The organism is Streptomyces sp. NPDC002676, from assembly GCF_053592455.1.
This window is the reverse complement of sequence record NZ_JBSFVT010000021.1, coordinates 25,300-50,829: the sequence shown is the minus strand read 5'-3', so window position 1 is coordinate 50,829 and position 25,530 is coordinate 25,300. Positions and strand designations below refer to the sequence as shown.

Below are 25,530 nucleotides of genomic sequence, written 5' to 3'. Positions count from 1 at the left end.
CCACGGCTACAGGGCCTTGCGGGTCGCCGTGCCCGAGCTGTTGAGGAGTTCGTTGATGAGTTGAGTGGTCTCGATCTCCAGCGAGCAGTCCAGTGCCCGGTTGACCTGTTGCACGCGGGTGATCGCGGTATGCAGCCCGGAGCGGTTTCCGCGCGCAGCCTCAAGACGCATCCAGTCCCGGTACAGCAGCTCGGCCGAGTCGTCTACATCGAGGCCGGTTGCGACGGCCTGGCGGGCGGCGTTGAGGTCGTGGTGGGGGCCTGCGGGGGTGCGGTAGGTGGCCACGGTGTGTGCGACATCGATGATCCGCGTGATCATTTCCTGTTGGTAGGGCTGGGCCCAGGGCAGGGGCCGGCCACCGAACGGCTTGCCACGCACGAGGGTCAGTGCCTTGCCCAGGTCGGTGAGGCCGGACGGGCCCAGCGGCAGTGCGCGTTCGACGAGCTGGAGGAAACGGGTCCAGTCGCAGCGCACGCCGGGCGCGAGACGGTACGGGTCCTCGCCCGCCTTGCGGCGCGGCACGTAGAGGATGCCGGCCGAGTCGCTGCCCAGGGAGCTGCGCAGGCCCTGCATGCGCGCGTTGAGGGTGCTCGTCGACCACGGGCTGACGGGATCCATGTCGGCACACAGGACATCCGCGCTCCGTCCGGGCCGGAAGTACAGCAAGGCGGCCAGCTGCGCCATCCTCGGGCCGTGGCCGGTGCTGTCCACGCCCGTCACCTCAACTGGCCCCAGGACCCGGATCTCTGGGGCGTGCAGGTCCTGCGCCTCACACTCTTGCGCCTGCGGCGCTGTGGGCTCCTCGACGGCGGCCTCCACGCCCTGTGCTGCGTCGGCGGAGTCCGCATCAGATGGGGGCGCCGGGGCCGAAGGCACCGCCGCTTCGGTGCCCGGGCCGGCTTCGTCGTCGAGTCCCACCGACGACGAGGCGGGGGAGAGGAGACGGAGCCCAGACGGATCGGTGCTGGCGGCGAGCAGGGCCGGGAAGACCTCGCCGCTCACCTCCGTTCCCGCCGTCGGCGACGGGATCGAGGCGGCGGCGGTTGCGGGCGCGGACTCCTGCGGCGATGCCTGTTCGCGCTGCTGCACGCCATCGAGCTCATCCGGGACGTCTTTCCAGGGCCCCTCGGCCGGGTGGGACGGCTGCCCCGACACCTTCAACGCGGTGGTGATCTGAAGGTAGGCGGCATGCTCCAGGCGCTGCACCGTGATGTCGGTGCCGGCGTAGTCGAGGTTCTGCGGCTCGCTGAGGGAGGCGTTGAGGATCTCCGCCTCGGGGAAGCGAGCGGCCGCTGTACTTGCCGGGGCGATCAGCGTGACCGGCACCGGCCCCGCCCGGTCGATGACGTCGGCGAACTGCCAGGCCGTGTCCTCGTCCAGCAAGGATGCGCACAGCAGCAGATACGGCTGATGCTGGATTTCGGGCATCTGGTGCGCTTCCAGCAGGCGTTCGCTCAGATCGCGCAGCGCGTGCGCGGCCTGGCGCATGTGGGCGATCCGCGCCGTGGGCAGCAGCTGCGGCAGGTCCTCGCCGAACCCCACGGTGACGACCTCGACTTCGCCCGCCCACGGACTCATCCCGAGTTCCAGTGCGAGCGAGGTGCACACCTCGGTGATATGGACCGGGTTGCCGTCGAGCAGCAGCGCGGGCAGTTGCGCGAGGTTGAGCAGGAGGAGGCCGCCCGCCTCGGTGCTGCCGATCGTGACCAGCCCCGGATACGGCGCCGGCACCTCGCGGGCTTCCTCCTCGCCCAGCAGGACGGCATCAGCGGGCAGGATCCACCATCCGCCCTGCCCGGCGGCGAAGGGCGCCACAGGGTCCTGGGCGAGATCCTCGGGCAGCACCTCCACCGCGCGGGCACCGATCCGGGCAGCCCGCAGCTGCGGCAGGAGCGTGTCCTCCTCCTGGGCTGTCTGGTGGGCCAGTGTCCGCAGCGCCACGTCCAGACGGGCAGCGCCGCCAGGTTCGGCGGCTGCCGCCAACTGGGCTTCGGCCGTGGACGTCTCCGACGCGATGGCGATCTTCTCGCCGGGGTTGCGGCGGCGGCGCTGCAGCGTACGGCGCAGGGCGAGAGCTCCTGTGATGGCGGCTGCCAGCAGTGCGCCGGCGCCGAGAACGGTGCGCAGGTTCAGCGGACCGTCGGACGGTGCCGAGAGGGGCGTCTGGGACGCCGTGGCGGCGGGGGAGGAGGCAGCGGGAAGGGACGGGGCAGCAGGCGCCGACGCGGAGTTTTTGGAGGAGGTGTGGCTTGGCTGTGGTGTAGCGGACGGTCGGCCGTGCCCCTGCCTGGGTTGCGCGCTGGGCGCCACCGACGCGGGCGCGCTCGCCTGACTCGGTGCGGGTGCCGGCTTCGTCCCCTTGCTGTGCCCATCGTCCTGCTGATCGTGGGGAGTTGCGGTGGCCAAGGGCGTGTGCGGAGGGCTGCCGGAGTCGTCGGCATGCCCATCGCTGGCACGCCCGGAGTTCTGCGTCTGATCGTGCCGGTTGGACGGGGCGCCGGGCACGGTGATCTGCTGCCCTGGGTAGATCACATTCGGGTTGGTGATCGCGGGAAGACCGTCCGGTTGGGGCTTGCCCCGGCTGGCCTCGAACAGCTGTGGCCAGGCGTTGCCGTCACCGAGTTCCTTCTGGGCGATCTTCGACAGGTAGTCGCCGGCCCGCGCGGTGACCTCGTGTTCGCTCGTCTCGGAGGCGGCTGGCGCACGGTCACCCAGCTGTGTGCGCACGCCTGCTGACGCGGAGGTCTCGGAGGTGTTGTCTGCTGCGTTGTCGCCGGTGGTGGGGGTGGAAGGCCGGGCGTCGAGGGGCAGCTTGATGACCGCCGCCTGCGGCAGGTACTGGTCACCGGCGGTCAGTTCGGGGATGTCGGGATTGAGGGCAGCGATGTCCTTCCATCGCTGCCCGTTGCCGAGGTAGGTCTCGGCGAGGTCCCACGGGGTCTCGCTGACCGACGTGACGGTGTGGGTGGGGAGGCTGGCGTTGGCGGTGGGCGTGCTGCTGGGTGTGGCTGTGGCGCTCGCGGTGGCGCCGCTCACGGTCTGGGTGACGGCGATGGCGGGTGTGGTGGCGGCTGATGCGGCGGTCGGGGCCAGCAGGACGATGCCGCCGACCAGGAAGCTGGCCAGGGACTGCATGCTGCCCAGGCCGCGGATGCTGGGTGCGGAGCGGCGGCGGGCGACGGCGAAGATTTCGAGGGCGACGCTGAAGGCGAACGCGGCCCAGGCGGCCCACCCGATCAGGGTGAGCACGACCAGCCACACGGTGCCGTCGTCCTGCTGCAGCAGCAGGTCGAGGCCGCCGGACAGCTCGGTGGGCTGGTGGCCGAGGGTCAGCAGAGCGAGGGGGACACCGCCGACCAGGGCGATCAGGAGAATCAGGCCGATCAGGGCACGCAGCAGTGCGCCGGTGGCGCGTAGTGGCTTCGGGGTGCGGGGGGCCATGGGCGGCTCAGCCTCCAGTGGCTTTAGTTTGCAGGTGGGCGGTCGCCGTGCCGCTCACGTGGATCGTGCCCACGCCGAGCAGGGATGCGAAGTGGGTGGCGTAGGCGTCATGGACGGTCACCGTCAGGGTCTGCCCGCCGTCGCTGATCTGTACGTCGCCTTGCACGTGCGCGGCGGCGAGGTAGTCCAGGGCGGCTGAGCGCGCGGCTACGGGGTCGATGGTGATGGCGGTGCCCTGGATCGCTTGGGCGGCATCGACCTGCTCGCCGGCGGCGCGGGCGGCCTCCTGGGCAAGGGAGGTGGCCCGGTTGGACGCGTTGAGGGCGCCGCCGCCGTCGACGAGCAGCCCCATGACCATGAGGATGGCGAGTGCTGACAGTGCCAGGAACAGGGACATGGATCCGCGATCGCCTCGCGCGGCGGCTTCGGCGCGGCAGCGGGCCAGCAGCTTCCGTACGGCGTGGATCACTGCCGCCCCCGGTAGGTATCGATCGGGCTGGTCCAGGACGCTGTAAGGGTCTTGGATCCGGGCAGGCCGGGCAGTCCGATGTCCGACAGGCGCGCGGTGCACGAGATCGTCGCGGTCACGGTGGCCGCCTGGCCGACGTCGAGGGAGTAGCCGGAGGTGTCGACGGAGACGTCGGTGGTCTGGCAGGTGACGCCGTCGCCGCTGAGGCTGTCCTCGGCGGCCGCCCGGGCCTGGGCCTGGGCGCTGGCGGCGTCACGCTCGAGGGAGGCAGCTCGGGCCGCTGCGTGGGCAGCCGCGTCGACAGCCCCATCGGCGTCGATGACACGGCCGAAGGCAATCATCAGGCCGAGCAGAGCGATGATGGCCGGGGCGATCACCACGACTTCCAGCGAGGCGCTGCCCCGGTCGCGGCCGGTTCGACGACGCGCGGACGTACGGAGGCGGATCACGGGCTCGTCCAGCGTTCGATCGGGCCGCGGGCGTCCTGGCTGACGGTGAGTTCCAGTCCGGGAACGAGGGTGGCCACGTGCCCGGTGACCGTGATGTGGATCTCCTCGGCGGTGCTGCCCGCAGAGGAGACAGACGCGCCGCGCACGCTGTTGCCGAATTTGGCGAGGAAGCCTTGCGCCTGGGCGACGCCGTCGCCCGGGCTGGAGCCGAACTGGCGCCCGGTGTCGACGCCTTGCCGCGCCGCGGACTGGGCGACTTTGCGGGCGTGGTAGTACAAGCCGACCTGGATGATGGTGAAGACCAGCATCAGCACCACCACAGCCAGGACGGCAACCTCCACGCTGCCGTTCCCGCGATCTGCGCGCAGCCGGGCGGCCCGTGCCCGCCAGTGGCCGCTGCACCTGTGCGCTTTCACTGTCTTTCCCCTCCTTGGTCGTGGATCCGTCCTCACCCTCCGTTGATGATGCCGATCTTCTCCAGGACCTTTGTTCTGATGGCGGCGACCACGAGTCCGGCCACCACGATCAGGACCGCTGCCATGACGGCGAGTTCGGTGGTGGACTGGCCGGCGTCGCCGGCGTTCTTCATCTGCTCCCATCGGGCCCGCAGCAGGGTCGTGAGGTAGGTGAGGTCCATCGTGTTCTTCCTTTTGTGTCAGCTGCCGAGAATGGTGATCGTCAGGGGAATCATCACGAAGGTGATCATGAGGATGACCCCGAAGGTGACCGGCAGGATCATGGCGGTGGAGGCCTCGTTGGCCTTGGCCTTCTGATCGGTGCGCAGTGCGATGCGCAGTTGCCGGGCCTGTGCCTGCAAGGTGGTGTAGACGGGCGCGCCGTCTCCGGCCAGGGCGAGGGTGTCGGCGGGCCGGGTGAGTTCAGGGATGTCGAGCTCCTCGCCGAGCTGCCGGAGGGCGTCCCACGGCGTGACACCGGCGAGGTCGGCTTGGTGGAAGACCTGCCGCATCCGCTCGAAGATGAAGTTCTCGCCGACCCGGGCAGTCTCGGTCAGGGCCTGGGCGGCACCGGAGTTGGCGACTCGGGCCAGTGCTACGCGCTCGAGGTAGGAGGCGGCCGCGTGCCGGACGATGAGGCGGGTCTCGGCGGCCTCCTTGGCGACCTCGTGGCCCGGCCACAGCCAGAACAGGGCGGCCAGACCGAGGGAGAGGCCCGCCGGGACGACGTAGGGAAACGGTGCACCGGCGAGGGCGAGCATGGCTTGCAGCAGCTGCGGAATGATCAGGCCGTAGAGGGCGAACAGGACCCGTTTGCCGAGGTGTTCGGCCGGGCTGATGCGCAGCAGGTTCAGGTCACGCATCGGCAGGGCGATGCGGTCACCGAAGTCGGCCAGGAGCCGGTTGCCGACTCGTTCGGGCAGCGATCCGGTGCGGGCGGGGGCACCGGTGGCCAGGACGGTGGGCGTCTTGCTCGCGTCCAGCCGGTCCAGGGCGCTGGTCAGATCAGGTTTCGCGGGCCAGGCGGCGCGGATGCCGAGTCCGAGCAGGACGCCGGCGGCTGCCGCGGGCGCGATGACATTGAGGGCAATCACCGTACGTCCCCCTTCTGGGCAAGGGCGGCGGCTGCCGGAGACCAGGACTGCGGACGTGCGTCACCGGCGCCGAACGCGAAGCCGGCGGCGATGTCCCCTGCGCGGCGCTTGTCGATCTCGATCAGGCGCGGGTCGGGGGCGGTGCGGGCGATGCGGCGCAGCAGCATCAGCGTCCAGGCGAAGCCGGCGCCCAGGAAGGCGAGGACGACCTGTCCTGCTGGCGTCTGGTACCAGCCCGACCAGCCCTCATTCAGCATGCAGCCGAGGACGACGATGAGGACGACGATGGAGACCAGGCGGGCGGACTTGCGGACCTTGGCCCGGTCGGCCTCGACGTCGCGGGCGTCAGCGGCCTGCTCGTGGATGGTGAGGGCCAGTTTCTCGAGGGCGTTGGCGAGGCCCCGGCCCTTGTAGACGGCGTGCGACTGGAAGAGCAGCACCACGTGGTCGAAGACCCCGTCGGCCATCTCGTAGGCGAACAGGTCGTAGGCGTCGTGTGCCTCCATGCCGGCGCGCAGCCGCTCGGACAGGGCGCGGACGTTCGCCGCGATTGGCGCGGGGGCGTTCTTCGCCGAGGCACGGATCGTGGCCGGCAGGCCGATACCGGCGGTGTGCACACCGGCGAGGTGGTTGAGCCACTGGGCGAGAGCCTCGAGGCGTTCGATGCGCGCTTGCGCGGAGGTGCCGGGGTTGAGGACGAACGGGAGGCCGAGAACGGCGGCTCCGGCGAGCAGGCCGTGGACGGGCCAGCCCGTGTATGCCCACACCGCGAGGGTGACGACACCGGCGAGGGTGAGCAGGTAGCGCCAGCGGGCCTGCCACTTCTCCGGCAGTTCGGCCCGCGCGCGCTGGATACGGGCGGCGACCTGACGGCGCGGTTTGAGGGGATCAGGCGTGTGGCCGCGTATCTCACGCGCCACGGCGACGAGGGCGAGGGCGGCAAGCACCGCGAACAGGGCTGCGAACAGGGCGAGTTCGGAAATGGTCACTGTGCCTCCCCAGCGCGTGCCCGAAGGGTGGGGACGGATGGCGTCACGACGAGGGCCCCTTTCGCTGCAGGGGCCCGCCCCACGCGCCGAGCGGATTGTCGGTCAGCCAGGTGCGGTGGAAGGAGGGGCTGCCCTCAAGATCGTCGAAGCGGGACATGTCCTCCAGCTCGCCGATGAAGGAAGGCATGTTCTTGAACACCGCGCGCGGCTCCGACGGCGGGCACGGGCCAAAGACTTCGGTGACGGTCGGCCGGCCGCCTTCGCCGACCACGTCGTGGACCTCAAGGACGTGGCTGACATAACGATGCTTGTGGCCGCCGTACTTGAGGTCGCTGCGGTCGTAGGCGATGTAGACGACGACGTCGATCGAGGCGGCGATGAGGTGGTGGGCCGCCTCGGTGGCCATCCCGGCCTCGGTGCACAGCTGCACCAGACGGCTGATGATGGCGTGCGGGCGGCGCACGTGCATGGTGCACATCGAGCCTGAGCCACCGGCCGACATCGCCTGCAGCATGGGCAGGATCTCGGTGGAGCGGACCTCGCCGACGACGACGCGGGTGGCGTTGTAGCGCAAGGCGATAGGGAACATGTCGGAGATGGTGATCTCGCCGGCCATCCTGTCGCCGAGGACCTCGCCGTTGGACTGCCGCGCCTCGAACGCAAAGGTCACCGGGCCGGGTCTCCCGGCGGCCGAGGCTTCGTCGAGGAACAGCTCGCGGTCCGACTCCAGGGTGACGATCCGTTCGTCAGCAGGGATTTCCCGGCCCATCGCCCGCAGCAGGGACGTCTTGCCGGAGCCCATGTCCCCGACCACGAGCACGTTCATCCGGGCCTGGATACAGGCCCGCAGGAAGTAATCCAGAATCGGGTTGAGGGTCCTCCACGCCTGCAGCTCGCCCATGCCCGTATCCCGCAGCCGGTGCTTACGGATGACGACCGAGGGACGGCTGGTGAGCAAAGACGCCGTCACGCGAGAGCCGTCGGGCAGCCGGAAGCCCACCATCGGCGTGGACTGGGTCAGCGCGCGCTCGCCATGCCCGGACAAGCGGGACATGCGATTGACCCAGGCGATGAGCTCCTCGTGCGAGTCCGCGACCCGGTCGATGACGCGGCGCGGCCGGTCGAAGTATTCGACATAGGCGCGCACCCCGTCGACCATGACGTCCTCGACACCGTCCTCGTCGAGCAGGGTCTGCAAACGTCCGCCGCGGTACATGGCGTTGAACACCGCCGTGGCAACGGCCTGTTCCTGGGCCTCGGTGAGCGGCACTTCAGCCTGGGTGGCGTACTTGGCTCCCCAGTCCGCGACGGCGGCGGTGGCCAGGGAGCGGGCCAGGGCACGCCGGTCCGCCTCCTCCATGAGCCGCTGCGGATCGCGTGCGCTCAGTTCCTTGGAGACATCGGCCTGCAGGGACTCGATGACCTCCCATGGCACCGGCAGCTCGCCGGGCAGATCGGCCAGCCGCGGCACCGCGGCGGGACTGGTCCGCGCAGCTGGAACCGTCGTGGACACCGGCGCCGCCGGCGCAGGAGGTGCCTGGGGGGAGCGGCGCTGGGCGAGGTGACCGGTGAGCAGGCCGGCGATGTCGTCGCGCCCCATGGCCGACTGGTGCCCATCGACGCCGGGCCGCTGATGCACGTCAGCCACCGCTCACCCCCGCCTGCGGATGTTGCTGAGACAGCCGCTGCAGGATCCCCGCCACCTGGTCACTGGCCGCAGGGCGCGGGTAGTGCTGATGGATCCGGCGGCGCGCCGCCGCGGCCCCGATGTGCTCGGTCGCGGTGCGGGCGTGCAGCAGCAGAGGGCTGCGCCCGTAGCCGCGCGGCGGGCGGCCGCCGGCGGTGAGGTAGTGGGCGGGGCCCGGGTCGTACGGCAGCGCGGCGAGCACCGGCGCCCCGAGGGCTTCGGCGACCCGATGGGCGCGGTAGTCGCCATCCTCGATCAGGAGCAAGGCCAGCGCATCGGCACCGGAGCCCTGCTCCTGCAACTCGGCGCGCAGCACCGGCAGAACGTGCCGGGCCAGGGTCAGGGACTGCTCGGTGCCGCGCACCACGAGGAGGACCAGGTCGGCCCGGTACAGCAAGGGGGCCGGAGTGAGAGTGGGATGCAGACGGCCCGCCTCCAGGGTGAGACGGCCACCGTCGACGAAGACGTCGTAGCCCGCCTGTTCGGCCATGATGTGCAGCACGTCGGCCAGAGCATCCCAGGTGCGGGCCAGGGCGGCGGCCTGGGCCGGGTCGGTCAGGCCGGGCAGCAGCTTGCGGTGTCCGCCCGGATCCAGCGGCCACAGGTGCGAGGCGAAGGCGTGGGCGAGGGCCTCAAGCCCGGTACGTTCGGCACGGGCCAGGTGGTAGAGGCCGAAGCCCGCGCCGGCTTGCCCGGCCAGCAGGCCGGCCCGGATGGTGCCGCCGGCCGGGTCGCATTCGGCGAGCAGCGAGGGCCGCTTGGAGGCAAGGGTGAGGGCCAGCGCGCTGGCGGTGACGCCGCACGACTTCACGGAGACAAGAGCGGTGACGGGCATGGCTACTTGCTCCGGGGTTCCCGTACGAGGGCGATGCGGCCCTGGGAGGCGAGGCTGGCCAGCGCAGGGCCGTCGCTCGCGCCGACGGCGAGGTTGACGACGACCGCGCCAGAGGCGTCCGGGCGGGACACGGACACCACCACGGTGCTGATCGACGAGGCGCTGGGGTCGTCCTTCGCCGTCGCCGTGCTGCCCTGGGCGGGAGTGGTGACCGCGAGGACCTTGTCACCGGGCGCCAGGGTGCCGGCTGGCGCCTGGCCACGCTTGACCAGGACACCGACCTGCTCCTTGTTGTCCCCCAAGCCAGTGCCGGCAGCCAGCTGCGAGGAGAGCAACAGTCCGCCCTGACGCAGGTCGACGGCCGTCCGCTTCCCCACCACCGATGCCTTGTCGGACGCCGGCATCGGGGCCAGAGCCGCGTCGGCGGAGACCTCGGCGACGGTGACATCCGCTGCCGTCAGAACCTGGCCGGCCGGGACATCGCGGGCGACGGCGAGCACCTTTGTACGCGAACTGGCGGAGTTGACGGCCCATGCCGCGCCCAGGGCACAGATCACCGCGAGCACGATGCACAAGGCCGCCACAGACCAGCGGCGTTCCCGTTTGACGGGTGCCGTGGTGGTGATCGGTAGCTCAGCGCTGCTGGGTCCATTCGGGCGCGGCACGGTCGGCGCTGCAGATTCCATGACGGGCGGTGACCTTTCGGGTTTTCTCTCGTACGCCGTACGTAAGTTCAGTTCAGGACCTGCACTTCACGGACGTCGACCGTGAAGACGGACTGGCGGGTTTGGGTGAATTCCCCGTTTTCGGCGGGACCACCAGCGGTGATCTTCCAGTCCACGGTCCAGGTGGCCGTTGCGGTGCCGTGGAATTTGCCGCCCGTCTCATTGGTGGAGGCCTGGTCGTAGACGTGGCCGCAGTCGGGGGAAGGAGCCTTGCCCATGGATGCGTTGTATTTCGTGCCCGGTCCGTTGCACACCACGGCCGAGGAGCCGTCGCCCATGTCCCAGCTGATTGATGAAACCTCTGCAGTGGCGGTGACGGTCACCCCGGTCAGTGATGCTGAGGCCGAGTTCGGGCCGTAGGTCGTAGGACCCTGGTTGACCCACATCCACATCGGCATGCCAACGACGTAACGTCCTGCGGCGCGCGGGCTGGCGATGTTGGGACCCGTCAGCAACATCTTGTCGACGGCCTCTCGCGCCAGTTGCTCCGGGTCGACGTTGGCTTTGGGCGCACCGGCTGCCCAGAAGACCTGCGGCACGATCTGGGCACCGGCAGCGCCACCGACCGCGTCGCTAATGCACACCCGCATGTAGATCGCTCCGTCACCGGGCTTGTGCCCTTGCCACACGGGAGCGCCAGCGGGTGGCTGCGGATCCAGGCGCTGCGCAACGCACTGAGGCGGTGCCGGTTTACTACTTCCCCTGTTGGACCCCTTCGCAGGGGAGCTGGGTTGCTGCCGAGAGTCGCCCGGCGAGCCTGGCCGCTGTCGGCACACGGTGACGTACTTACTTTCCGCATGGCAGCGCCCACCGATGACAGGGCCGTCATTGGCCGACGCAGGCGCAGCCGTTACGGCCCAGACCGCGACGCTGCCTAAGAAGACCGCCGGAAGAGATCGCCTCAGCATGTGCGGTCTCCCTCAGGTGTCACTTCCGTGATCATCCACCGCTTCCCCCACTTCTCCGCCGTGGACGTCGTGATGTACCGCAGAGGCTGATTCGAGGGGAACGGCTGCACCTTCCCAGACTTCCTGTTGACCGTCTTCCAGGTTGAGATGTCCAGACAGTCCTGCACGACTGCCTTAGGGATGGCGCCTGTGAGAGTCAACTGGGTGACCTGTGCCCGGTGCTTGGGAGCCCCAGTGGTCGCATTGCCACCCTTCTTCATGACCAGCACGTCGCCCATGGCCTCGCCGAGGGCCTTCTCCGTGGCGTACTTCTTCAGGTCCGTGCCCTGGACGTCCCCCTGCGCATACGCCTTGACCTGCTCTGTCCAGAAGGCGTCGTAGGTCTTGAGGACTGCCGCCTTCTCTACTGCTTCTGGGTCTGCCGAGGCGCTCGATGTCGACGGCGACGATGCGGGGGCCGAGGTGTGCGCGGAGGCCTTGTTGTCGCCATCGGAGGAACTGCATGCGGCCAGGGCAAGCACGCTCAACGAGAGGGACGCTGCTACGAGATTTCGGATGCGAAGAGCAGAATGAGGAATCCGGTGTGTGCGGCGGTTCACATTGCCTCCCCGTTCGGCGCGCCTGGTGCGGGCAACGGGCGCCCGCCCGGCATACGCCCGTGGAACCTGGTCGAGCTGCACTGATGTGCATGGCGTAGTCGTCAGGTTACGCATATGCCAGTCAACTTCCCAGCTGCATTTGCAAGTTCACCCGTTCAACTCGGGATGCATTTGGTCACTTCCGGAACTGGATGTCGATTTGTAGTTCTGTGCCTACGCTCATCGCGCCCGCACACCGCAAGGCGTATTCGCCGAGCCGAACGGACCGTGCGAGTCCGCCGTGGGTGAGAACGAGATCTCCACGCGCCGGTTCTTCCGGCGGCCGGCTTCGGTGGCGTTATCGGCCACGGGGTGCCTCGGCCTTGCGGGTGGCCACACGGTGATCACGTCGCCGTCGAGCGTCACGTACCTGTCGGGGAACCGGCGGCGTACGAGGTACAGGTCCTTCGGGGCGAAGTCGCCGGTTCCCTCGATCACGCAGGCGCTGCCGATGTGGGAGACGGCTCGCGTCCCGAGGGGCCAGACACTCTCGCCGCTGTCTTCGTGGATGTGAATGGCTTCCGTTGCTTGTGTCATCAGGAATCCCCTAAGTGCAGGACGGGAAGGGCGGTTCTAGCCCGCCGCCCTACTGTGCGGCAGTAAACTATTGGTTCGCGTCAGCAAACCTCAAGGGGTTTTGGAGGCAGTTGCGAGGCTGCGACAAACGAGCGGCCACAGGGCCGCGGTGTCACAGCTCCGTCCACGGCTTCGAAGCGCCGCCGGCCAGCGGCACCCAGACGTCACCGGTGGGCCCCCGATCCTCGAGGTCGTCCAGGACTGCCGCGCCCATCGGCGTCTGCCGGGCCAGCGTGCCCACGAGGGGGTGCTCCGCGACCATGGCCTGCAGATCGTTGATCCGGTTGCCCAGGACGTACCGGGAGGCCCCGGTCAGCACGAACAACACCCGGGGAAACACGGGATACCAGCGCAGCCACGCCGCCCCGGGAGCGGCGGGCTGCCGCGAGCGGGGCCGGCCGACGGGCTGCGGCTCGTACGACCACAGCCGTGCGTACTCGATCAGCTTGGAGGCGAGCCGCTCGCTGCCCATGGTCGCCCGGTCGACCTCGACGAACGCCCGCAGCTTCGTCCGCTCCTCGTCACCGATGAGGGTGTAGTGCATCACCGCGTCCGTGATGATGCGCTCGCCGTCGCTGAGCGGGTGCGAGACCTCCGGTGTCCAGTCCAGGTGGCCGTGCTCGTCGCCGCGCCTGCGGGCGTCGGTGACGAACGCGAGGTGGGTGCGGACCACGGTCAGGGTGTGCGGGGTCTTCAGCGAGGCAGCCGTGGCCGAGTTGATCGGGTACGCAGGACGTCCGCGCAGGGCGGGGAAGTCCTGCGTCAGCCGGGCACCCTCGCTCGTCAGGTACCAGGCTCGGGACCGGTTGGACTGCGGCAGCACGGTGTAGTCCACCAGGCCGTCGCGGCGCAGCTTGTTGAGCGGTGCGGAGACGGTCTGCCGCGCTGCGCCGGGCCGCAGCAGTTCGTGGAGCTGATTCGTGGTCGCCATCCGGTGCTGGCCGAGCACGGCCAGGAGCTGATGCGGCAGCGGCTCAATGGGGCTCGGCGTACGGCCGGACGGCATGGTCTCGAAGGCGGTGGTCACTTGTATCCCTTCTTCTGCAGATGGACGGCCGACTTGGCGGCGGAGGAGTGCTGCGCGAGGAAGTCGCTTACGCGGGTGAGCTGGTTTTCGGCACGGTCGGTGAGCTGGCCAAGCGGGGCGGCGCCTGCCGTGGCTCGGGCGGCGCGCTCCAGTGCCCCGGCCTGGCCCGGGCGGGCGTAGTCGGCGAACACCTCGTCCAGGTGAGGGCCGGTGATCCGAACGGGACCGACCCGGCGGCCCTCAACGGTCAGCGACATGTAGTGCTCGAACCGGTCCAGCGCGGCGACGACGTCCGGGCCGGGCCTATCGCCCCACTCCGCGGTGATCGGGGCGATGGCGGACTGCGAGCCCGCGGTCGACGCCAGGGTGGAGGCGTTCTGCACCAGCGACAGCCGCACCGGGATGGGAAGGCGGGCCAGCAGCTGGGTCATGCCGTGGACGTGTACGCGGTATTTGCGGAAGTCCTCGAACATCGCGGCGATCGTCTCCGGGGCCGCGCCCGTGAGAGTGATCAGCTCGTCGAAGTACGGGCGGAACGGCACCCGCCGGTCTTCCGCGGTGTCCCTCCTCGAGCGCACGGCCCGCAGCAGGTCCCGGGCCAGCAGCGCGGTGATCAGCCGGTCGGTGGGCCCGTTCCCGCCCGGGCACACCCACACGATCATCCGTGAGTCCATCGCGGCCCGGATGTTGTAGACGCCGGCCGGCTGCCCGAGGAACGCGCGGGTGACGGGGTTGGAAGCGAGGCGGGCGATCGGGTTGAGGACGACGGCGAACGCGTCGATAGGCAGCGTCGGGAACACCGTCCGCCACCACGAGCGGGTCTCCTCGTCCAGGCGTGGCTCGACTGCCGTCAGCGCCGTCGTACGGAAAACCGGGTCGGTCAGCAGGGACCGCAAGTGAAAGATCGTGGCCTGGTCCTCCGGCCGCCCGGCCTGGCAGGCGGCCTCGTTGACGGCCACCAGCACCGCAAGGGCGGCGGTGAAGATGGTCAGCGCGCGGGGGGCGGTGGCGTCGTTCCACCCGAGCACGGACGCGTAGGCGTCGGCGGTCGCCTCGACGACCTCGTGTGCGACTTGGCCCTGGTGCATGCCGATCGGGTTCCAGCAACTGAGCTGCGGAGCAGGCCCGCTGGCGTTGAGGTCGATCAGCGCGATCCGCGGCATCAGGTGGTCGTGGGCGAGGAACGGAAGGGCACGCGGCCACGAGTCGCGGTGCGGGTCGACGAACATCAGCCCGCCGCCGGCGTGGGCCCAGCCGATCGCCTGGGCGAGGGCGCGCTCCGTCTTACCGCCGCCCGCCTTGCCCACCCCGACCTCGAACAGCGTCTCCTTGGCGTAGGTGGCGACCAGGCGTCGGCGGCCGTCCGGCCCGCGGTAGATCCCCTGCAGCAACAGCTCGGGATCCCCATGCTCGAACGTCGGCAGGTCTCCAGCGAGCAGAGGAAGTCGGCAGTGCGCCGTGGGCGGCTTGAGCAGGCCGGTCAGCTCTTCCAGCCGGACCCAGTTCGGACGGGGTGGCTGGCAGTGCCCCAGAGTCCAGCGGCGTTCGAAGCCGCGCCGACTGGGCCAGCGGTCCGCCCCGAACCGCCAGGGGCCCACCCTCCAGCCCCGCATCGCCCAGCGCGAGCCGCCGCCGAACACATCCAGGGCAGCCTGAAGTTGAGCGAGCCGGGCCTGGGCGCGGCCCTCGGTGTTCGACGCGCACATCACCAGCAGTTGCACCCGCACCAGGTGGTCGTCCTCGGCGAGCTTGCCCAGCGCCTCCTCCGGGTCCACCCGGCGCGGGGCGGGCGGCATGACCAGTCGGCGCCCGCCTCCGCCCTGCTTGCCGGCGACCAGTTGCTGCAGCTGCCAGGTGAGCGAGTCCTCGATGCCGGTGGCGTCCTGCCGCACCCACCGGTCGGCCCGCTGGGCCTCCCGCCGCTCCGCGCGACGCGCGTTGCTCATCAGATGCAAACGGCGTGCCCGCAGCGCCCACTTGGGGGCGCGCTGGATGTCGAGCCGGATCTCGGCGAGGTCCCCCAGCTCGGCACGGAGGTCCGAGACGGCGTCGATCAGCGGCTGCAACGGGTCCGGGCTCAGCGGAACATCACGCAGGGGTGCGGTCGGCTTGCCGCGCAGGATGAACTCCGCCCGCACCACGTGGTCACGGGGCTTGTCGACGAGGGGACGGGCCCGGTTCACGGTGACGGCCGGACCGAACGGCGTGATCGACAGCAGGCGTTCGCCGCCGGCCGGGCCTTCGATGCGATAGCGCAAAGGGCTGGAGCCGTCGGCGCGCAGCCGGATCTGCACCGCCTTCGACCGGCGCGGCGCCCACCACGGCATGCTCGTCGAGGCCCGGGCGAGTTGAACACCCCGGCGGAAGATCTCCTCCAGACCAGGGTCGAAGTGCCGCGACGGTACGAGCTCCAGCGCCATCCGTTCGGCCGAGGCCTTCCGCGCCAGATGGCGCACCACCGCCTCGCCCGCGGCCCAGAGCGCGAGGGCGGCCAAGGCCACGACCCACCAGTAAGTGATCACCCAGCCGGCGGTGTGAACGATGCCGGAGACGAGGCCGAGCACCTGGCCGGATGCCGATACCGAGGCCTGTCCGGTCAGGCACGGGTCTGCGGAGTCCACGTGGACGCCCCCTTCTTTGTGGTGGTGCGGGTGAAGTGCCAGTCGGTGATGCGGCCGTCGGTGAAGGTGCCGCCGCGGTCGGTGCCGGCCCACACCAGGTGCACCACCGCCTTGTCCGGACTGCCGTCGCGGCGGGCGATCGCGGCCTGGATCCGGAAACGGGCGGCGGCGAACGCCGGCGCGAAGCCCTGCCCGGAGGCGGGGAAGACCGCAGGCCATCTTGCGCGGCCGATCCCGGTGGCATCGGCGCGCAGGACGTCGCGTCCCGCCGCCAGCAGTTCGCGTGCGTCGCGGGAGGGAAGGTCTGGGGGCCACGAGGCCTCCAACGCCTTTTGGATGGCCGCATCGCCGGCCGTGCCGTCGCCGTGCGGCGGCAGCGCGGACTCAAGGACCGCCGGTGTCGACGCGGCGGGCGCCGAGGCAGGCGTGCCGGCGGTCGGCTGGTCAGTGGTCGGCGCAGGGGCCGCAGGTGACGGATCCGTGGTTGCGTGAGCAGTCGGGGATGCCGCCGGGACCGGTGGCTCCTGGCCGTGCGGCATGCCGAGGAGGGCGACGCCGGCGACGGCGAGGATGACGGTGCTCAGCACCAGCAGACGCGGTGAGCGCAAGGTGGTGGTCACAGCAGCCGTGCTCCCCCCGCATAGCCGGACATTGCGTTGACTGAGTCCAGCCGGACGACGGTGCCCGGGCGGGCGGCGTTGATCATCTGGCCGCCGCCGACGTAGATCCCGACGTGGTAGATCGTGGAGTCGCGGCCGGGGGCGAAGGCGTAGAAGACGAGGTCACCCGGCTTGAGGGCCATCGTGCTGAGACCGGCGGGGATCCGCTGGCCTGCCCGGGCCTGTGCGGCCGCGGTGCGCGGCAGTTGGATCCCTACCCTGGCGTATGCGTACTGGGTCAGGCCCGAGCAGTCGAAGCCCTTGATGTTCGCGCCGCTCTTGCCACTGGGGGAACAGCAGATCCCGTACGACTTGCCCTGGGCGTTGCCGCCACCCCAGGAGTAGCTCACACCGCGCTGCGACAGCGCCGCCTCGATGACGGTGCGGACCTTCCCGGACACGTTTTTCAGGTCCGGGTCGTTGGCTGCTGCCGTGTACTGGTCGATCCACCCAAGGACGTTCGCCACGTACTCGTTTGAATGGTTGTACTGCAGGATCGCTGCCACGAGCTGCGACCGCTTCGTCAGATCACGACCCTTGCCGCACAAATAGACGGCGGCGCCGAGGGCTGCATCGTCGGCGTTGTGCGGGTCGGCCGTCTGGTCTGCGTTCGCGTCCTTGCCGACACTCTGCCAGGTGGAGGGGAGGAACTGGAACGGCCCGACGGCGCGCTCCCCGCCCGCGGTGCCGTCCCAGCGGCCGTGGTCGCTGTCAGGGACGACGGTGGTGTTCCCGCCCGCTCCGGAGCCGTTGAGGAGCACCCCGTAGATCTTCGGACGGATGTCGCCGTTGTCGGCGATGTTGTGGCCGATGGCGTGGTTGGACTCGACCTTGGCGATACCGGCCAGGATCGGCCAGCGCATGCCCTGGCACCTGGGCACATACTCACCGACCTGCTGGACGGCCTTCTTGTAGGCGGTCAGCATCCGCGGCGGGATGTCTGCGGCCGTGCCGCCCTGGGCGATCCCGCCGTCGTCCCCTCCAGGCGTCTTCATCTTCATCGCGACGTACGCGCTGATCGCGTTCCCCACCGGCGCGGCACAGCACACGGCGGCAAACATCAGCAGAGCCACCACGCATCCCCACCTCCGGACGCGGCGTCCCGGCGGCGTCATTCATCCTCTCCGTCCTCGATCCGCCACCGGGCCCGCATGTCGCGCAGCGCTTCGGCCTGCCGCATCGACTCCTGTATCCGGGCCTGGTTGCTGGAGCCTGTGGAACCGTCCGCGTCACCGTTACCGGGGACCGGACGATCCGGCCTGCCGAGATCGGGCCGAGGCAGTGGTACAGGGCCGTCCCGGCGAGGGAGCGGTGCCGGGGACGGAGTTGGCCGTACGGCGGCAGGGGCCGGACGGCCCGAAGAACGACCGGAGGGCACGGGTCGCGGAGGGGTGGCCGAGCGACGGGCAGCGGCCGGAGTGGCTGGGGTCGGCAGGCGGCGGCTGACGCTGGGGCCGCTTCCGCCGCTGTCGCTGTTCTCCCGCAGGTCACGGGAGACCTGACGCCCGGTCTCGGCCCAGGCCCGACGGTCCTCACGGACCGTGTTGCCCCACACCCGGACCTGCTGGCGGGCGTCCTGGGCGTACGCTGAGCCGCCCGCCCGGGCGCGGCGGATGTTGGCCGGCAGACCGACCGTCGCCCCGTAGGCGGTCCGGCCGCCCCGGTGGAGGATCCGGTACCCGCGGAAGCGGACCAGCCGGTTGTGGGCTCGCGTGGACAGCAGGGTGCGGTCGGTGTTCTGGTCGTGCAGAGTCTCGCCGGAGTTGCGGTCGACGACTTGCCCGTCCTCGTTTCGGTACCGGTCCGGGGGACCTGCGGGCCGACGCGGCCCGCTGCCGCCTGAACCGCCGCCGCCATCGACCGGCCCGCCCGTGTCCGGGTCGCCGCCGGCGGTCGGTTTGCGCCACTTGGCCAACTGCTCCTTGTCCGGCCGGCGCCCGATCAGCAGCCAGTGCGCGCCCTTCGCGCCGAGGCGTGCGCCCAGCCCGCCGACGGCCGCGGCCGCGGTGAGCGGGGCCAGGCCGCGTCCGGCTTCGGCGGTGGCGTCAGCGAGGATTCCGCCGGTGTCCACTGGCATGCCCGCACCGTCGAAGAACGAGGTGAGCGCGCCCATCAGCCGCTGTCGGGTGCCGAGCATCCCGAACCTGCCGCCACCGCCGCCGGTGAAGGCACGCAGCCCTGCGCCGTAGCCGCCCATGGCTGCGGGGGAGTTCATGGCGAGTGCGGCGCCGAGCTCGGAGGTGTCGCCGGGCATGTGGGTGCCGCCGACCTTGGCGTATCGCATCCGCATCGCCATGCGCCGGCCGAAGGAGGTGATGCCGGTCAGCAGCCGGCGGTGCCCGGCCGCGCCGGCGATGGCGAGGACGTCGAGAAGCAGGATCCGCTCCACCATCAGGTCGGGCCCGTTGGTGATGGTGGCGTCGACGGCGATCCCGAAGAACGGAATGAAGGCGCAGATCCCGACCACGGACAGGACCGCGATGCCCCACAAGGACAGCCATTTCCACACGGACTGGCGCGCGGGCCCGGGCAGCATTCCCGAGACGAAGGTGATTCCGCCGACGGCCGCCGCTGCGACGCAGACACCCTGGGTGCCGAGCAGGACGATCGCGCTGCTCAGCATCATCCCGCAGATGAACAGGGCGGCGATCAGCAGCAGCGCGGAGCCGCCGACGCGCCACCAGGTGGGTTTCTCGGCGTAGGCGGCACATGCCTTGCCGACCGGCCCGGCCTTCTTGAGGTCGGCGAGGAAGAAGGCGAACTCCTGGTCATCTTCACTGGGCACCAGCAGAGCGTCCGTGTCCGTGGCGCCCTCCGGCACTTTGCGAACGCGGTGGTAACCGGTGTCCTGTTCGCAATACTCTTTGGCTGCCCCGTGGATCAGGCGACAGGGATCCCCGTACTTCGGGTGCTGCTCGCAGTAGGACCGTGCCGACTGCTCGAGCTGGGCGCATCCGGTTGCCTCGCCCGTGAAGGGCTTGTAGCCGCCGGTGATCCACCGCAGGTGGACCTCGTAGGCTTCGCGGTCGGAGGGCTTGGCCGGGTCGAGGATGCGGCCGTACTGCAGCAGCATGTACGGCTTGACGATCAGGGCGTTGGTGATCGAGTCCTGGATCGGGCGAGCTACCTCTTTGGCCGAGACCGGGCCTTCGTGCAGTCGTTGAAGGCACTTGATCTCCGCGTTGCCCGCCTGGTTCTCACACGGCCCTGCGCTGGCGATCTTTCCGCCCCAGTCGTAGGAGTTGACCGATTCCTGCGCGACTTCGGCGGCCACTTGCTGGCTCTGCCCCAGGGGGCCGTCCTGGGCCAGCAGGTAGTCGGGGCGGACGAACATGGAGGCGGCGAACGCTGCGATCAGCAGGGTCAGGAAGATCTCGCCCAGGCCGCGGCCGACCCGGCCCCGCACGATCATGAAGCCGGCGAAGACGAACGCCCAGGCCAGCAGCAGTCCCTTCAGCCCCAGGGTGTTCACGACGAGGTTGTCGTAGACGTCGGCAACCTTCTGCGCCGGGTCGGCGAGGATTTTCAGCAGGGGGAATCGGAAGGCGAACTCGATCGCCCACCCGGCCAGGCCGACCAGGATCCTGACCAGCGTGAACAGCCCGGACAGCGCGAAGGCCAGTGACTGTCCTTTGAAGTCGAGGAGGGAGCCGGCCTGCGCGTTCAGCTCGTAGCTGTTGATCGGCGCGCCTTCGGAGGAGATGATGTTCAGCGGGGCGAGCAGGTCTCCGGTCTCGCTGTTACTGCTGGCCGCATATACGACCTGGCTGTTCACCATGAGGAACACGCCGGTGAGCAGCACGATGAAGCCGGCCGAACGCAGGGTCGCGCGGTCTGGACGCAACACGTCAGCGCCGCCTTTGCCCAGCGGCGTTCCGCAGCCGCCACACCGCGAGGGCAGCCACCCCTGCACCGGCGGGCAGCAGACGCCACGCAACACCGGCCACGCCGTGCTGCCCGGAGGAGGAGCCCCGAGGGCCGCGTTCGCAGTACGCCTTGGCCGCGCCTACGATCAGGGCGCAGGGATCCCGGTGCGTGCCGTCGGCGGCGAAGGCCCGTCCGGTGTGCGGCCACCATGCCTCTGGCACGCCCACCCCCAGGGCGAGCACGACTGCGGCAACCACGACGGTGATCACGGTGAGGACGCTCGCGGCGGCGGCAACACGCCGCGAGCGGTCCCAGGAAGAAGTAGTCATCAGACGTGTTCCTTCGGACGGGTCTGATCGGCTTCACCGGCGAGCGGCTCCGGCTCGGAAGGCGAGGCAGCGCTTGTGCGGCGTCCTGGCGTGGTGGTGATGGATGTCGTGATGCGCGGGATGCGGGGGATGGAGACCTTGATGCGGCCGGTGTTCTGGCGCGGGCAGGTCAGCAGGAACTCGCCCTCCCGGCCCTTCTGGCCGACGGGGGACAGGCCGGTGGTCACCAGCCGCAGCAGCTCCGGGTCGTTCGAATCGAGCCCGACGAACTGCAGGCCGCGACGGGCGCGTTCACGGTCGGCGGTGCGGGCGAGTGCGCGGTAGGCCATCAGGCCCCGGTCGGGGCCGAGTTCCTCGGCGTCATGCGAGCCGGCGATGAGACCGGCGCCGTGCTTGCGGCCGTCGTGGAGGATCTCGTGCACGAGGGCCGTGCCTTCGGCGGACGAGGTGAGCCAGTACAGCTCGTCCAGGACAACCGCGGTGAACCGCTCGGGGTCCTCGAACGCGGTCTGCCGGGCGATCGCCGCGATCAGGTAGAGCACCGCGCGGCCGATCAGTGCTTCCAGCGGCTGCTGATGCAGGACCTCCGGCTTGTCGAACGCGGCCTTCGGCGGCAGCTTCAACCCGGTCGTCGTGATCACGATCATGTCGCAGGCACTGGACGCGTCCAGCCGCACCGGCGGCAGCGTCGGGTCGAAGACCATCCGGGCCAGCGAGTTGGTGGCGACGACCCGGATGAGACCGGCGAGGGTCGCCGCCGCGTCCTGACGCTTGCCTACCTCGCTTGTGGCCATCTCCTCGAGGACCTCAAGGACACGGTGCATGGACGGGGCGTCGCTGAGGGCGGCTTGCTCGACGGCGTGGTGGAGGACCTCGCCGTTGGTGCTCATCGGGCCGATTCCGAGCTGCAGGGTGAGGTAGGACAGGGCGTAGTGGCGTCCTTCTGGGCCGTCGAACATGCGCAGCGGGTCGATGGACACTTCGGCCTGGGCGGCGTCGATGATCTGGACGCGGCCTTTGGCGGCGGTGCGGGCGAAGGTGGCCCACTCGCGTACGGGGGTGCGGTCGATGCAGATCGCGCAGCCGCCGCGCGCCCACACAGCTTCCGCGATCAGCTTCTGCATCACGCTCTTGCCCGCGCCGAGATCCCCGACGATGCCCATCGAGGCGGATGCATCGACCTTGGGCGCATCCGCCACGTTGATCATGACGGGGCGGGTGGTACCGCAATCCAGGTCGATGCCGAGGAACATCCCGTTGGGGTCGCCGACCTCCGCAGCGGTGAAGGCCCCGCCCAGCGCCCAGTCTTCGGAGACCTGGTGCTGGGTGAACTCCCGCACGACACCCGGCCGTACCGTGCCGGGCAGCCCCAGGGTGAACAGGGCCTCCTGCAGGCCGGCCGGGCGCACGGCGCGGTAGTCGGCTCCGCCGAGCAACGCGGCCAGGGCGCGGGCCCGGGCGTCGCACACGGCGGCGGTCGGACCCCACACCGTCAGCACCGTGACCGACTGCACCTCGACCTCGACCGACGTGCGGGACAGACGGGCGTCGAGCTCGCCCAGGTCGCGGGCGGCCTCGGTCAAGGACGCGGGCATGCCGGTCGGTCGGGCGTCGTACTGGTCGGCCTGGTCGATCAGCTCGTTCTTCTTACGCCGCACCTGATCGCGGGCCTTCTCTGCGGGAACGAGCGTCAGGTCGACGGTGTAGTCGACGGGAAAGTCCAGCATCTCCAACTGGGCGAACAGATCGGCGGCGTTCTGGCTGACCGCGGGCGGGCACTCAGCCAGCGCCAACTGCGCCTGGTAGCCCACCCCGTTGTCGGACTCGACCTGCAGCCAGCGCCGCCCGAGCGGCGAGCCGGTGTTCAGCCGCCACCAGGCCTTGCGGCCCGACCGGGTGATCCGGCCGGAGCTCTTGAGCTCGTCGACGTCGTCGAGGTCGGGGTCGATTCCGCCTTCCTGCAGGCGGACCTGGCCGAGGTCGGCGTAGCTGGGGGAGCGCAGCACACCGTCCCGGAGCTGTCCGCCGTACAGATCGCTGGTCTCGGCCTCGGCCAGCAGCGGCTCCGCGAGGCCACGGTGGAGGGCGTGCTGGATCATCCACACGATCTCCGCCGGACGGGCCGGGCGGAAGGCGATGCCACCGGCGAGCGCGGCCTCCACCCGCGAGGCCTGCTCGCGGTAGGCGCTCACCTCGCGCCGGGCCACCGGCGCCGGGCGCATGCCCAGCATCGGGGACAGCTCGGCCCACGCCGCGCCGAGCGACGCCGACACCTGCAGGCCGCCTGTTTCGGTCTGAAGGGGCACGGCCAGCCACAGGGTGCGGCGGTGCATCTCCTGGTCGTCCAGCAGATCCAGCGTGGCCTCGACGTTCTCCACCCATGGGTGCCGGCCTTCACCGGGTGCCTGCTCTGTCGGCTCGATGCCCTCGATCATGCGCAGGGCGATCTCGCCCGGGTCGACCTGGGCGCACATGCCGTACAGGCGCGGGGCTCCGGACAGCGAGCGCACCAAGTGGGTGATCTTTGCCAGCTGTTCGTCACGGACGGCGGCGGGCACGTAGGTGCCCTGGACGGTCTCTTCACGGCGTCCCTGCGCGTCCGGGCCCGGGTGAAGGCGGTAGACGGCCCACACGCTGCCCTGCGTCGACCACACCAGGTGCCCGGCGATGTGCCGGATCGGAACCCTCACCGCGCACCCCCTTGCTGGGCGAGCGCGAGCAGCTGCTGCACACCCGACACCGGCCCCGCTGCCACGGCGGGAGCACCTGGCTGTGTGCGGCGGGGTGCGGACGAGCGGTCTGTGGCCGGGTGCGGCGCCCGGGCTGGACGCCGCTGAACCGCAGGGGAGGGTGCGGTCTGCGCTGCGGGGCCGGGCGCGGGCGCGCCCTCGATGGTGAAGCCGCCGAGCAGCGGGCGGGGCGCGCGGTCGCGGGCGGCCCGCCCGCCGATCCGCCCACCTCGCGGCTGCCAGCTGAGCAACACCCAGCCCAAAGCGGCCGGCATCGGGGCACGGCCCCGGATCTTCGGCCGGCGCACCGCCCATACGGCCAGCAGCCACGCGACGATAGGGACCGGCCCCATCCACGACCACCAGCTGATGGTCTTGATCAGGAGGAAGCCGCCGCCAACGGCGACCGCGATCTGCGCGGGCGTGTAGGGGCCGAGCGGGATCTTCCAGTCGGCGACCTTGCCCAGCACCCAGGGGTGGCGGCGGGCGGCGGTGTAGAAGCGGCCCACCCGTCCCGCGGCCATCGCGCTCACAGCCAGCCCCCGACGCCCGGCGTGTGGTCACGAGAAACCGGGAGTTCGGACTGGAGGATGCCGGGGACGGCGGGTGCGCCCTTGGCCGGGTTCTTCACCTCGTCCTCGAACATGTTCGCGAGGCTGTCGCGGGAGTTGTACAGACCCAACGCGATGATCATCAGCAGCAAGGCGCCGATCCCGGCCTTGAGGCTGAACTTCTGGATCATGATGACGACGACGAGGCAGACCAGACCGGCCTGCAGGCCCTTGGTGGCCCACTCCTTGAACATGTTGATCCACGAGTCACCGAGATCGTTGAGCTGCCCGGCGAGCATCACAGAGTGCATCGTGTTCACCGGGCACCCCCGTCCTGGGCGGTCCCGGACTCCACAGCGGCGACTTCCCACCGGCCCGAGCGGGCCTTGAGCGTGAGCTCGTACGCCAGCGGCCACCGACCGTCGGCGTCCCGGGCTTCCACCTCGGCGAGGACACGCACCTTCGTGCCGTCCGCCGGCACCTGTTCGGAGGCCGCGGCCTCCTCGATGGCCAACACCTGCTCAACGGCGACCGCCGTGTACGGGGCGGGGGAGATGGCCGACAGCCTCACGCCGGGCGCGAGGTATCGGTCAACCTCCCCGGCACCCGTCAGATAGGCCGCGAGGAACTGGCCGACGGCCAAGGACAGATCCCCCTCCGGGACGGTCACGGCGTACGACGACTTCGGCACTGCGGCCCGGGCCGGGCCGGCCACCACGCCGGGCGCACCGGTCACCGTGAACGAGGCGCCGTCGCGGCTGGCAGTCACCGGCACCGTGTAGTAGCGCACCGAGCCGTCGGCGTACTGCGCAGCCACCGTCACCGCCCACGCGCCGGCGCCGCGCTGCGCACTGCGCACCGCCGTGACGGACCAAGGCGCCGACCGGGCATCGGAAGCCGGGGCGGGAAGGTCGACGTCCGGCGCCATCGACTGCGCAAGCCGCGCCTGCGCACTCGTCGCGTCGTTGGCGCTGCTGCGCAGCCACGCGCCGACGAACACCTGCGCATAGCCGCCCGGGTCGGCGCCGGCTGCCGTGGTGCGCACGGCGGTGGGCTTGGCCCCGGGGGCCGCCGCGACCGTGGTCGGGGTGGAGGTGATGGCGACGGCGAGGGCGATGGGGCCGGCCGCGATGACGGTCCAGACGGCCACGCGTGAGAGGCGTACGCGCCGTCGCATCGCCTCCAGCCGGGCGCCGGCCGCCATCGGAGCAGCGGCCTCGCTCTGTGAGGCCTGCTTGCCAGGGGACATGGTCAAACTCCCAGGTCAGAACGGATGTTGTTGACCTTGAGAAAACCCGGCGACCCCGACCCGACCACCGACCACGAACCCCCGACCATGGTCACGATGGGGACACGAAGTCCATGGTCGGGGTCATGGTCGGCCCGACCACAGGCCCGACCATGGGGCCAGCCGCGAGCTGGCGACAGGCCGTTGCATCCGGCGCACGTTTCCCGGACCGGCGACCGCTGTGCGATCACGT

23 protein-coding genes are annotated in these 25,530 nt (G+C 70.5%); all 23 read right to left on the bottom strand.

Annotated elements, in window-relative coordinates; all coding sequences use genetic code 11:
- Positions 1-6: 6 nt before the first annotated feature.
- The 23 genes from ACWD3E_RS35910 to ACWD3E_RS35800 all read right to left on the bottom strand — a co-directional run bounded on the left by ACWD3E_RS35910 (position 7) and on the right by ACWD3E_RS35800 (position 25,298).
- Positions 7-3,441 (bottom strand): LysM peptidoglycan-binding domain-containing protein, encoded by a 3,435-nt coding sequence (locus ACWD3E_RS35910; RefSeq protein ID WP_451391704.1) that lies wholly within the window; start codon positions 3,439-3,441, stop codon positions 7-9.
- A gap of 7 nt (positions 3,442-3,448) precedes the next feature.
- On the bottom strand, positions 3,449-3,838 hold the full coding sequence (locus ACWD3E_RS35905; protein ID WP_451391703.1) for a pilus assembly protein TadG-related protein: 390 nt from the start codon (positions 3,836-3,838) through the stop codon (positions 3,449-3,451).
- A 68-nt stretch (positions 3,839-3,906) separates the two neighbouring features.
- Positions 3,907-4,359, bottom strand: a complete 453-nt coding sequence (locus ACWD3E_RS35900) for a TadE/TadG family type IV pilus assembly protein (RefSeq protein ID WP_451391702.1) — start codon at positions 4,357-4,359, stop codon at positions 3,907-3,909.
- Positions 4,356-4,775, bottom strand: a complete 420-nt coding sequence (locus ACWD3E_RS35895) for a TadE/TadG family type IV pilus assembly protein (protein ID WP_451391701.1) — start codon at positions 4,773-4,775, stop codon at positions 4,356-4,358. The genes ACWD3E_RS35900 and ACWD3E_RS35895 overlap by 4 nt, the downstream gene beginning before the upstream one ends.
- Before the next feature lie 32 nt (positions 4,776-4,807).
- Positions 4,808-4,996, bottom strand: a complete 189-nt coding sequence (locus ACWD3E_RS35890) for a hypothetical protein (protein ID WP_451391700.1) — start codon at positions 4,994-4,996, stop codon at positions 4,808-4,810.
- A gap of 18 nt (positions 4,997-5,014) precedes the next feature.
- Positions 5,015-5,908, bottom strand: a complete 894-nt coding sequence (locus ACWD3E_RS35885; RefSeq protein ID WP_451391699.1) for a type II secretion system F family protein — start codon at positions 5,906-5,908, stop codon at positions 5,015-5,017.
- Entirely contained in the window at positions 5,905-6,897 is a 993-nt protein-coding gene (locus ACWD3E_RS35880) for a type II secretion system F family protein (protein ID WP_451391698.1), read from the bottom strand. The genes ACWD3E_RS35885 and ACWD3E_RS35880 overlap by 4 nt, the downstream gene beginning before the upstream one ends.
- 43 nt (positions 6,898-6,940) lie before the next feature.
- On the bottom strand, positions 6,941-8,545 hold the full coding sequence (locus ACWD3E_RS35875; RefSeq protein WP_451391697.1) for a CpaF family protein: 1,605 nt from the start codon (positions 8,543-8,545) through the stop codon (positions 6,941-6,943).
- Positions 8,538-9,419: a MinD/ParA family ATP-binding protein gene (locus tag ACWD3E_RS35870; RefSeq protein ID WP_451391696.1), complete on the bottom strand. Its 882-nt coding sequence runs from the start codon at positions 9,417-9,419 to the stop codon at positions 8,538-8,540. The genes ACWD3E_RS35875 and ACWD3E_RS35870 overlap by 8 nt, the downstream gene beginning before the upstream one ends.
- A gap of 2 nt (positions 9,420-9,421) precedes the next feature.
- The gene (locus ACWD3E_RS35865; protein ID WP_451391695.1) at positions 9,422-9,976 is read right to left on the bottom strand and encodes an SAF domain-containing protein; all 555 of its coding nucleotides are present in this window, start codon (positions 9,974-9,976) and stop codon (positions 9,422-9,424) included.
- Between the two features lie 176 nt (positions 9,977-10,152).
- Positions 10,153-10,734: an ATP/GTP-binding protein gene (locus ACWD3E_RS35860; RefSeq protein WP_451391694.1), complete on the bottom strand. Its 582-nt coding sequence runs from the start codon at positions 10,732-10,734 to the stop codon at positions 10,153-10,155.
- Positions 10,735-11,045: 311 nt separating this feature from the next.
- A complete protein-coding gene (locus ACWD3E_RS35855; RefSeq protein ID WP_451391763.1) occupies positions 11,046-11,573 on the bottom strand; it encodes a hypothetical protein in 528 nt (175 codons plus the stop codon).
- 297 nt (positions 11,574-11,870) lie between these two features.
- Complete coding sequence (locus ACWD3E_RS35850) at positions 11,871-12,227, bottom strand: hypothetical protein (protein WP_451391693.1); 357 nt, start codon at positions 12,225-12,227, stop codon at positions 11,871-11,873.
- A gap of 151 nt (positions 12,228-12,378) precedes the next feature.
- Positions 12,379-13,293, bottom strand: coding sequence for a replication-relaxation family protein (locus ACWD3E_RS35845; RefSeq protein WP_451391692.1), 915 nt, complete (start codon positions 13,291-13,293; stop codon positions 12,379-12,381).
- Entirely contained in the window at positions 13,290-15,914 is a 2,625-nt protein-coding gene (locus tag ACWD3E_RS35840; protein WP_451391691.1) for an ATP/GTP-binding protein, read from the bottom strand. The genes ACWD3E_RS35845 and ACWD3E_RS35840 overlap by 4 nt, the downstream gene beginning before the upstream one ends.
- Positions 15,890-16,534 carry a hypothetical protein gene (locus ACWD3E_RS35835; protein ID WP_451391690.1) on the bottom strand — a complete coding sequence of 215 codons (645 nt, stop codon included), beginning with the start codon at positions 16,532-16,534 and terminating at the stop codon, positions 15,890-15,892. The genes ACWD3E_RS35840 and ACWD3E_RS35835 overlap by 25 nt, the downstream gene beginning before the upstream one ends.
- Positions 16,531-17,649 carry a C40 family peptidase gene (locus tag ACWD3E_RS35830; RefSeq protein WP_451391689.1) on the bottom strand — a complete coding sequence of 373 codons (1,119 nt, stop codon included), beginning with the start codon at positions 17,647-17,649 and terminating at the stop codon, positions 16,531-16,533. The genes ACWD3E_RS35835 and ACWD3E_RS35830 overlap by 4 nt, the downstream gene beginning before the upstream one ends.
- Positions 17,650-17,684: 35 nt before the next feature.
- Complete coding sequence (locus tag ACWD3E_RS35825) at positions 17,685-20,420, bottom strand: hypothetical protein (protein WP_451391688.1); 2,736 nt, start codon at positions 20,418-20,420, stop codon at positions 17,685-17,687.
- 1 nt (position 20,421) lies between these two features.
- Positions 20,422-20,769, bottom strand: a complete 348-nt coding sequence (locus ACWD3E_RS35820; protein ID WP_451391687.1) for a hypothetical protein — start codon at positions 20,767-20,769, stop codon at positions 20,422-20,424.
- Complete coding sequence (locus ACWD3E_RS35815; protein WP_451391686.1) at positions 20,769-23,459, bottom strand: ATP-binding protein; 2,691 nt, start codon at positions 23,457-23,459, stop codon at positions 20,769-20,771. Before ACWD3E_RS35815 ends, ACWD3E_RS35820 begins: the two co-directional genes overlap by 1 nt.
- A complete protein-coding gene (locus ACWD3E_RS35810) occupies positions 23,456-24,022 on the bottom strand; it encodes a hypothetical protein (RefSeq protein ID WP_451391762.1) in 567 nt (188 codons plus the stop codon). Before ACWD3E_RS35810 ends, ACWD3E_RS35815 begins: the two co-directional genes overlap by 4 nt.
- A gap of 5 nt (positions 24,023-24,027) precedes the next feature.
- A complete protein-coding gene (locus ACWD3E_RS35805) occupies positions 24,028-24,369 on the bottom strand; it encodes a hypothetical protein (protein ID WP_451391685.1) in 342 nt (113 codons plus the stop codon).
- Positions 24,366-25,298, bottom strand: a complete 933-nt coding sequence (locus tag ACWD3E_RS35800) for a conjugal transfer protein (protein WP_451391684.1) — start codon at positions 25,296-25,298, stop codon at positions 24,366-24,368. Before ACWD3E_RS35800 ends, ACWD3E_RS35805 begins: the two co-directional genes overlap by 4 nt.
- Positions 25,299-25,530: the final 232 nt, after the last annotated feature.

Bases quoted from the DNA above. Each gene is read 5' to 3' on its own strand.
- ACWD3E_RS35860 (WP_451391694.1), bottom strand. From the start codon at position 10,734: ATGCGGGTGTGCATTAGCGACGCGGTCGGTGGCGCTGCCGGTGCCCAG.
- ACWD3E_RS35810 (WP_451391762.1), bottom strand. From the start codon at position 24,022: ATGGCCGCGGGACGGGTGGGCCGCTTCTACACCGCCGCCCGCCGCCAC.
- ACWD3E_RS35870 (WP_451391696.1), bottom strand. From the start codon at position 9,419: ATGCCCGTCACCGCTCTTGTCTCCGTGAAGTCGTGCGGCGTCACCGCC.
- ACWD3E_RS35800 (WP_451391684.1), bottom strand. From the start codon at position 25,298: ATGTCCCCTGGCAAGCAGGCCTCACAGAGCGAGGCCGCTGCTCCGATG.
- ACWD3E_RS35905 (WP_451391703.1), bottom strand. From the start codon at position 3,838: ATGTCCCTGTTCCTGGCACTGTCAGCACTCGCCATCCTCATGGTCATG.
- ACWD3E_RS35910 (WP_451391704.1), bottom strand. From the start codon at position 3,441: ATGGCCCCCCGCACCCCGAAGCCACTACGCGCCACCGGCGCACTGCTG.
- ACWD3E_RS35850 (WP_451391693.1), bottom strand. From the start codon at position 12,227: ATGACACAAGCAACGGAAGCCATTCACATCCACGAAGACAGCGGCGAG.
- ACWD3E_RS35820 (WP_451391687.1), bottom strand. From the start codon at position 20,769: ATGACTACTTCTTCCTGGGACCGCTCGCGGCGTGTTGCCGCCGCCGCG.
- ACWD3E_RS35890 (WP_451391700.1), bottom strand. From the start codon at position 4,996: ATGGACCTCACCTACCTCACGACCCTGCTGCGGGCCCGATGGGAGCAG.